Consider the following 8510-nt stretch of genomic DNA (forward strand, 5'->3'; position numbering starts at 1 on the left):
GACCGTGTTGCCGAGAAGATGCCCAACATAGACTGACGTGCTGGTGCGCTTGTCAATCACCCGATCCGCGCTCACATCAATCATATCCGCGAGCGCCGTACCGCCGCTAGGATTGGTGCGCCCGATCAGCCCAAAGCTTCCGGCGGAGAGAAATGGCCCTCCGGCGGCGTACCAGCGGTCGGCGGCCTTATCGAGCGCGACCTGGTGAAGATCGGCGCGTAGAGTTGTCTTCTTGTCGGGGCGGACAATGGCTTGGATAAAGAGATCACGGCTATTTGCCTCGGCGAAGAACGGTGTGCGGGCGTAGAGACGCGGCGTATTGAGCAGCGGCGCGAAGGTCTGGTGCTTGTTATCGGTGGGGTTACCATCACCGCAGTAGACATCATAGCCCACTCGGAACCAGGGAGCATTTTTTGCCTTTTTGGGCTGCCAGCCCGCCTCTAGTGAGTAGGCGTGAGCCTGCTGGCTCTGTGTTCCCCAGTTGCCGCTCTGGAGGGCGGCCCAGCCCAAGACATCCCACTTACCGTGCTCGTTCTCCCCCGTTCGGGCATAGTGACCGCCAAGAGTCAGAAGGCGAATCGGATTTTTATCTGCCGCCGTCGCTGCAGCGGCCCGGTTGTCCACTTTGGTCACTCCCTTGCGGGAATCGTCGTAGAGAATGCCAAAAAGGCGCTCATCCTTGTTTTTTGTGGTGCGTGTGGCGGCAACATACCCAAAGTGCACCGAGGTGAGAGTCGGATTGCCATCCAGGTCAAAGACACCACGGGTCGGGTAGGCAGCTACTGCCGTGAGATTGTCCGTATTTTTAGTCTTGCTGTAGTGCACCCCATCAAAGCTGCGTCCGACCTGGCTCCAGCCGAATGTCCCAATCAGGCGCTGGCTTACCCGCTGGCTCTTCACCCAGGCTAGTGTGGGATTCTCAGGAACGGACTCTGTGCCGTCGTTGAACTCGAAGCGCCCGGCGCGCACACCGCATTGCTTGTCCTGATAGAACGCCTGTTTGATAAAGAGCCCTGCGGTCTGGTTGCCATTGAAGCCGCGGTAGAGCGCCCCCAGCCCAAGGCCGCCCTGGGGGGCGGGGGCTGTGGCGCGTGTGGGCAGGCTGAAGAGCGCCGGTGCCTCTAGCTCCAGGCTGATGGCACTGGTTTTGGTGGCTCGCGTCGCACCGTAGCACAGTGTCGCGCCGGTGAAGGTGTAGGCATTCTGGAAGCTGCCCGCAGGCTTGAACCAGTCCCAGCCTTCTTGTCGAACGCGGAGCGAACCCGCGTAGGTCGTTGTCTGGGCAAACGAGGTTGTGGTCAGGGCGGTCAGGGTGAGTGTTGTCGCCAGTAGAAAAACAGTGCGCATTGGGTTTCTATCCTAGGGAGTTATTGTGAGGAAGCCAGGCTTTGTGGCGGCGAGTATTTCCAGAATGGCCCGACGCTCGCTTGAGTTGAGATGTGCGAAGGGGACGCTCTGGTCTTTGCCGCTCAGAATCTCCTCGAAGCGCCGTGCCACCTGCGCTCGCGCCTCGGCGGGGAGGGCATCGAACGCTTCCGAGTAGATAAGATAGCTACACGGGTGGCGTAGCAGGCGTTTGGTGAGATCGAGCTGATAGAGCGAGCGCCCCTGTGTGTCTTTCGGGCCACGGGCGGAGAACTGCTCCTCGAAGCCCGCGGTTCCGATCACGGGGGAGGTGAGCTCCGCAGCACCGGAGAACAAGAGCGCCTGAACGAGAGGCTCACACGCACTCTCGATGCGTCGGGTCGTGCTCTCACGGCGGCCACTCTCTTTTAGCACTTCGTTCATCCGGGCCTCGTCGCGGAGGGTGTCCCGTACGGTGAAGGCCGCTTTGGTGAGGACATTGTGAACCCGTGCCTGGTGCTCCAGAACCATGAGCGCGGCAATATCCGAGTGCGGTGTGAGGTAGGGTTTGGTATCAAAGTAGCGTCGCAGATCCAGGGCATTGGCTCCCTTTTCCCGATCCATCTCGCTCACATTGTCGTAGCGTTGGGCGATAACGTTGCCCATGTGCCGCATCTTGCCGTGTCGTCCGCTGACGTACCAGCCACCCCAGCGCTCTTTGAGGGGGCTTAGGTCACTTGTCAGAAACGTTCCCTCGCGCAGATCCGGGTTGCCATCGGCCATGGGGTAGACCGAGCGGACGGCAAGGCCGGGAATGTTCTCGGTCATGGGGGAGCTATGGCACTGGAGGCACTCGTAACTCTGACGAACAAACTTTGGTGTCGCGGTGGGCTGCTGGGGCAGGGTGTAGAAGATCGTCCCCCATTTCGGGTCCTGTACCGCCAGCTCAACCACCACACCATCTTGGCACCAGCCGACATAGCAGTCATCGTTGAAGTAGAGTGCGCGGGGGGTACGCGGTGAGATTCTCTCCCGTTGCAGGCTTGTCTTTGAGAAGACCAGGGTCTGTGTGCGCGGGGAGATGCCCAGCTCTTTAAGGACGGACTTCAGATAGCCATACTCACTCCAGGTGAGTTTTGCACTACCCGCATCCAGCTTTTTCTGGAGCCGCGCCACGGGATCATCCACCGTTGCTGTGAGATACTGTGTCATTGCGTCGGGCGCGTCCCCTGCTCGCTGCGTCGCCGCAAAGGCGGGGAGAAGTCCCAGGAGGGGAAGGGTTACCAGGAGCCAGCGTTTCATGGTGTTAGTATATTCGGATTTCTTTGTCCGATTATCCCCTCAATGACGGATTTTGGACGGTCACAGAAACGTGTCCGCCCACACGAACGTGGGCGTCTACGGGCCTTCGGCCATGATGTCGCAAGCGACTGGGAGAGGATGGGAAAAAATAGTTATGTCTTTTTGTAAGAATGGGGGGATCTCACCCGTTCTACAGGCATGAAGGCTTCGAGACGAAATTTAATTGAGATCGCGCTCCATCTGGTGTGGACGACGTATGAACGGCGGCCGCTTGTCACGGAAGTGCTGGAGCGCTCTGTTTATCGGTGCATTGAATTTGAGGCTACGAAGCTGGGTTGTACGGTGCTGGCCATCGGAGGAATGCCTGATCATGTCCATGTGGTACTAACAATTCCTTCTACTACAAGCCTTGCCAATCTGATGAAACAGCTTAAGGGAGCCTCCTCGGCGCTAGCAGGGGAACTGCTGACCGAGGGATTTTTCAAGTGGGCTGACGGCTACGCGGCATTTTCTCTCAGCCGTGACCACTGCGAAAACGCTATCGCCTATGTTCACTACCAGAAAGAGCACCACTCGGGAAACAATCCCTGGCCGCGCTGGGAACGCACTCCAGAGTAGGTATCTACGAACAAAATTCCCCAGTCGCTTGCGACATCACAGAAACCCCGGTTCTCCAATTGCCTCAAGCTGGTTGGCGGCGAGCAGTCTGCGGCGGCAGGTTGGGCAGACCTCCTGGTAGTGTCCTCCTTCATCGAGTGTCTGGTCAAGGCCGAGCTGCGTTAATACCGTCTTTAGATCGTCTACCTGCATCTGGGAGGCGTAGTCCGCGCTGCAAAGACGGCAGTGGGCGCGGGCGGAGAGTTTCCCCTCCTCTTTATAGAACTGCACTCCGATATTAGCGGGGCGCTGAAACACATGGAAGAACTTGCCAAAGGGAAGGTAGAGCAGCGTGATAATCACGCTGAAGGCATGGAGGGTGGCTAGGAAACTATAGTTGTGCCCGTGCATCCAGGCCGCGCTAGCTGTGAGCATGAGGCCGGTCAGGCAGACGGCAAAAAGCAGGATCAGGGGGAAGAAGTCGTTGGCGAACTGCTGGACGGTCAGTGCGCCGGGATCGTAGAGGCGGCGCTTGAAGGCAAAGCCCATCCCTACCAGAATGGCGACCGCGCAGAAGTCTAGGATATGAAAGATAACCCAGCCAAAGAGCGAGTGCGCCGGAAACGCCATGGCCGCAAAACCGAAGACAAACGTAATGTACTTTGCGGGATCACTCGGGTCGGCCTCAAACGCCACCCAGCCAAAGACAAGTGGGAAAGTCACGGCGCAGGCGATGAGGAAGCCCCAGGAAATCAGAAAGTGAGCGACCCAGCGTGTGTGGCTCCGCTTCTCGATAAAGGTCTGTGCAATTAAGTTGTTCCAGGCAAGGACGACCAGATGCAGGCAGTTTTTCACGACATGCGATGGCCGCAGAAAGAGCCGCCAGCCGCGTTTCCAGTAGAGCGCCGTGGCGGGCTTCTCCAGCCACACGCCAAAGCGATAGACCACGCCAAATGTCGCGAAGATGCAGGCGCAGGTGTAGGCGATAAGCGCGGGGTCGAAGCGCGCCATGCGCCCCGAACCCACGTAGATCGCGATGATATTGAGGAAGGCCGCTCCAGACGCCCACAAGAGCGCCCGAAGGTCGAGGCCGAACAGACGAGAACCAGACATTAGCAGGGTTTCTCCGCGCCAGGACGGGTATAGAAGTGCCAGTTCAGAACCAGGCAGAAGAGATAGAACACCGCCACTCCCCAGAAGAACGCCGTTGGGCTGCCGGTTGCGCCCAAGATAGCGCCAATGGACGAGGCGAAGAGAAACGGGCCGTACGCAGCAATTGCGGAGGTCCATCCGATCACGCCCGATGCCTGCCGGGGTGGGAAGATCATGGGCATCTGCTTGAACGTGCTGGCGTTGCCGATCCCACTGAAGAAGAACAGCCCGAGCATAGTCCAGAGAAAGCCACCAAACTGATCCACTGAGGTGGGGGCGGTGTAGCGAGTGGCGAGCACTGCACAGACCGTCAGCCCAATCCCCGAGAGCATGGTTACTTTTGCACCACCGATTTTATCGCAGATCGGCCCGAAGAGGACGCGTAGCAGCGCTCCTAGAAACGGCCCGATAAAAGCGTATTTCAGGGCATCAGGCGCATCGGGGAACTTGCCGTAGAGTTCCTTGATCATGAGGCCAAACGATGCCGAGAACCCGGAGAACGAGCCAAAGGTCATGATGTAGAGCGCTGTCATGATCCAGGTGTGTTTCTCCTTAAAGATATCGGTCTGTTCTCTGAAAGTCGCTTTCACAGGCACCGAGCGCAGGGCAACCCAGGCCCAGATCGCGCCGATAATAATGAGCGGAATCCAGATCAGAAAGGCATTCTGCAGGTGGAGCGGCTTGTCGTGGATATTCTTCTTGGGATCGTTGAAGAACTGCGTCCCGCCGACCATCCCAATGCCAATCACAATCGGGGTCAGGAACTGCACCACACTCACTCCAAAGTTGCCGATCCCCGCCTGAATCCCCAGGGCGGTGCCAAGCTGCTTCTTGGGGAAGAAGAGGCTCGTGCTGGGCATAAACGAGCTGAAGTTGCCACCGCCCAGCCCAGCCAGAAACGCCAGGAGCATCAGCACCGAGAACGGGGTCTCCGGGTTCTGGATTGCCCAGGCCCAGCCGATACAAGGGACGAGTAGGAGCAGGGTCGAGATTGCGACCGTGTGGCGTGTCCCGAAGATCGGAATGAGAAACGTGTGAATAATACGCAGTGTTCCCGCTGCCAGCCCTGGCATCGCCGCGAGCCAGAAGAGCTGGCCTTTATCGAGCTTGAAGCCGATCCCCGTGAGGCGCACGAGCACGGCGCTGACCACGAACCAGGTTGCAAATGCGAGAAGCAGGCAGTAGGTCGTCACCCAGAGTGTCTTCCAGGCGGTGGCTTTTCCGCCTATCTCCCAGAACGTATTATCCTCAGGTTTCCAGTCGGAGAGCCAGCTTGTGCCCGTGCGTTTCGTCTCCGGTAAAGATTGTGTTGCCATTGTTTTAGTCCTCCTAAAATCTAAATCACGTGTTCTTCGTCGCGGTGGATGTGCACGACCACGGCGTGTAGCCAGCCCAAGCTCACCAAAGTCAGTGCCAGGAGCGCCCAGAAGAGTGACTGTGGCTGGCCCGTGGCGGTCTTGAGCGCGGCAAAGAGTGGCGGCAAACCAAAGCCACCCAGTGCAGCGAGTGCGCCCACTAGTCCGACCACGGTGCCGACATCTTTTGGGTAGTAGTCTGGGATGTACTTGATTGTGCTCGCCTTTCCAAAGCCCTGTGTGATGCCGAGTAGCAGTGTCAGCCAGAAAAACGGCCACATTTCTTGAGGGAAGCTAAGGGCACCACAGGCGAGTGCGCCCACAATAAAAACGGCGTAGGTCAGCTTGCGGGGGGCGAAGCGATCCGAGAGCCAGCCACCCAGAGGCCGTAGCAAACTGGAGGCGAAGATATACGGGACGCACATCAGTGCTGCTTTTTTCAGCGGCAGGTCGTAGACATCCACGTAGTACTTGGGGAGCCAGACAGACAGCGCCACATAGACCCCAAAGACAACGGTGTAGTAGAGCGAGAAACGCCAGACCCGGATCTCGTGCAGCGGGCGAAGCATCCCACGGAGCGGGCGGCCCTGGTTGGGAATCACATCCGGTGTGGGAGCGATCATGGTAACCATCAGTGCCATCAACAGGAGCAAGCAGGCGTAGAGAAAGGGGACAAAGCGCCAGCCGCCCGGGACGAAGCCGCCGAGCATTCCCACTGCCGGGACGGCGGCAATGAGCAGGGGGGCGATAAGCTTCGTGACACTTGCCCCCACGTTTCCCGCGCCAAAGAGGCCCAGCGCAAAACCCTGCTGCGCCTTGGGGAACCACGCCGCATTCCATGCTGAGCCGATTGTGAAGCTATTACCCGCCATCCCCACTAGCACGGCACAGGCTAGGAGCACCCCATAGGAGTGGCTCCGCGATACCAGCAGGGAGGCAACGGCGGAGAAGAGCAGGCACCCTAAAAAGGTCTTGCGCCCCCCGATTTTATCCGCGAGCATTCCCAGTGGGAGCCGCCAGAGTGCTCCATTGAGGATCGCCAGCGCCGAGAGCCAGGCAAGCTGCATGTCTGTGAGGCCCAGCTCCTTGCGAATCGGGATGCCCAACACCCCAAACATCGTCCAGGCTGCGAACATCAGCGCGAAGCCGATAAAACTCAGCCAGAGCACCGTCATTCGTTGCGTCTTTTCCATGACTCGCTAGCCCTCCTCTTTGCGGTGGTCCAGGTCGTGGATGTAGCACAGCAGGAGCAGGTTGAAGGCGAAGCAAACACCGGAGGCGAGAAACGTCGGCAACGCTAGGGCGGAGTGCTCCGCCAGGTGCTCCTCTAGCGCGAGGGTGATGAGCCAGAGCTGGATCAAAAAGAGGGCAAGCGCCATGCACAGAAGCATCACCATTGCCTGCGCCCGTCGCTGCCACCAGACACGCCGCCTCATCCGTCCACTCTCCTTCATCCCTCGGCTCCTTCCTGGGCCGCAAGTCCCGAAGCAAAGATCTCCCCATTCTCGATCTTCAGGGCGATCCGAGGAAGCGGGCGCGGGGGAGGGCCGCCCAGGACGCGCCCCGTGCGGGCATCGAAAGTTCCGTTGTGGCACGGGCAGTCGAGATGGGTCTTCTCGGCGTTGAAGTGCACCGGGCAGGAGAGGTGCGTGCAGCGCTGCCGAAAGGCCACAAAGCTTTCTTCCCCTAGACGAATCAGCATCGCGGGGTCAGCCTCGGTGGGGTAGCGGAAGAGCTTGACCCCGCCCACCACAAGCTCCTCCGTGGTGGCGATCTTCACGATTGGGCCGGACTCTGCGCGGGGGATGAGGGCGTTCTTAGCGACAAAATAGCCGTTGCCCAGAAATGTCGCGCCGCTGGTGAGGATCAGAAAACGAGTGAAGTCGCGGCGTGTGACATAGTTATCCGCCGACCACTCCACAGGGAAGTCCTCGCGCCACTTCTCCTCAGGGGGCTTGCTCTTGCAGTTCTCGCAGTTTCCACCACAGCTCATTGTGTCTTGTCTTTCTTTATCCAGTTCTGGAGTGGCACTAGGCCAATATCCAGCCGCTCGGGTTTGTTGTCGGAGAGCACTAAATAGACCAATGTCTTGACGGTCTGCTGCCCGAAGCGAAACTCATTGACCGCTCGTCCCCGCCGCCGTTTTTGCCAAGTCTCTAAGGAACCAAAGTAAAGCGCTTCCGACGGGCAGACCGTGGCGCACATTGGCCTCTTCCCGATGGACGTTCGGTCGTAGCACATGTCGCACTTCATCATCTGATCCACGGGCGCATCGTACTTGGGGACGCCAAAGGGGCAGGCCAGAACGCAGTTACTACATCCTACACAGCGCGGCTTGAGCGAGGTTTGCACCACACCGTCTGGGGTCTGCTTGATGGCATCCGCCGGACAGACCAGAGCACAAGTCGGCTCCTCACAGTGCATGCAGACCTGGGGTGTTGTCTGCGTGGTCTCTTCTCGCTGGAAGTACTCCAGGTGGATCATCGAGATTCCACGGTGCGTCCCACACTCACCACAGGCTTGCACACACGCTTGGCAGCCAATACAGCGTGCGGGATCAACGATAAAAACATCTTACATATCTGGATGTGATTATCCAATTATATGGCGCAAGAAGAATCCCCGAATTGGCGGATTAACATAAGTTTTGAGTCGCGGAGCGACATCCCAGCCGAAGGCTCACAGACGCCTACTTCAGTGGGCGGAACTCACGGGCAAAATACGTAAATACGCCGTTTAGGGGAGGACACTCTGAAAGTG

The 8510-nt window shown here is 58.7% G+C and carries 9 protein-coding genes; 1 reads left to right on the forward strand and 8 read right to left on the reverse strand.

The annotated features are described in order from the left end of the window. Positions 1-1347: alginate export family protein (locus tag ACH2EH_RS22195; RefSeq protein WP_395145173.1), on the reverse strand; the 1347-nt coding region annotated here is incomplete at its 3' end. A gap of 12 nt (positions 1348-1359) precedes the next feature. After that, positions 1360-2646: a hypothetical protein gene (locus ACH2EH_RS22200; protein WP_395145175.1), complete on the reverse strand. Its 1287-nt coding sequence runs from the start codon at positions 2644-2646 to the stop codon at positions 1360-1362. Positions 2647-2844: 198 nt separating this feature from the next. On the opposite strand from ACH2EH_RS22200, the gene tnpA reads away from it, so the two are divergent. Continuing rightward, positions 2845-3264, forward strand: a complete 420-nt coding sequence (gene tnpA / locus ACH2EH_RS22205) for an IS200/IS605 family transposase (RefSeq protein WP_394795457.1) — start codon at positions 2845-2847, stop codon at positions 3262-3264. A gap of 36 nt (positions 3265-3300) precedes the next feature. On the opposite strand, the gene ACH2EH_RS22210 is transcribed toward tnpA, so the two are convergent. From ACH2EH_RS22210 to ACH2EH_RS22235, 6 genes are read right to left on the reverse strand one after another with little or no spacing between them, the layout of a single operon-like run. Then, on the reverse strand, positions 3301-4356 hold the full coding sequence (locus tag ACH2EH_RS22210) for an MFS transporter (protein ID WP_395145177.1): 1056 nt from the start codon (positions 4354-4356) through the stop codon (positions 3301-3303). Then, positions 4356-5711: an MFS transporter gene (locus ACH2EH_RS22215; RefSeq protein ID WP_395145178.1), complete on the reverse strand. Its 1356-nt coding sequence runs from the start codon at positions 5709-5711 to the stop codon at positions 4356-4358. The genes ACH2EH_RS22210 and ACH2EH_RS22215 overlap by 1 nt, the downstream gene beginning before the upstream one ends. A gap of 20 nt (positions 5712-5731) precedes the next feature. Further along, positions 5732-6943: a nitrate/nitrite transporter gene (locus tag ACH2EH_RS22220; RefSeq protein ID WP_395145180.1), complete on the reverse strand. Its 1212-nt coding sequence runs from the start codon at positions 6941-6943 to the stop codon at positions 5732-5734. 6 nt (positions 6944-6949) lie between these two features. After that, the gene (locus ACH2EH_RS22225; RefSeq protein ID WP_395145182.1) at positions 6950-7204 is read right to left on the reverse strand and encodes a DUF6755 family protein; all 255 of its coding nucleotides are present in this window, start codon (positions 7202-7204) and stop codon (positions 6950-6952) included. Continuing rightward, the gene (locus tag ACH2EH_RS22230) at positions 7201-7743 is read right to left on the reverse strand and encodes a ubiquinol-cytochrome c reductase iron-sulfur subunit (RefSeq protein WP_395145184.1); all 543 of its coding nucleotides are present in this window, start codon (positions 7741-7743) and stop codon (positions 7201-7203) included. Before ACH2EH_RS22230 ends, ACH2EH_RS22225 begins: the two co-directional genes overlap by 4 nt. Continuing rightward, positions 7740-8315, reverse strand: coding sequence for a 4Fe-4S dicluster domain-containing protein (locus ACH2EH_RS22235; protein WP_395145185.1), 576 nt, complete (start codon positions 8313-8315; stop codon positions 7740-7742). The genes ACH2EH_RS22230 and ACH2EH_RS22235 overlap by 4 nt, the downstream gene beginning before the upstream one ends. Positions 8316-8510: the final 195 nt, after the last annotated feature.

This window comes from Armatimonas sp. (assembly GCF_043760365.1).
Taxonomy (GTDB): domain Bacteria; phylum Armatimonadota; class Armatimonadia; order Armatimonadales; family Armatimonadaceae; genus Armatimonas.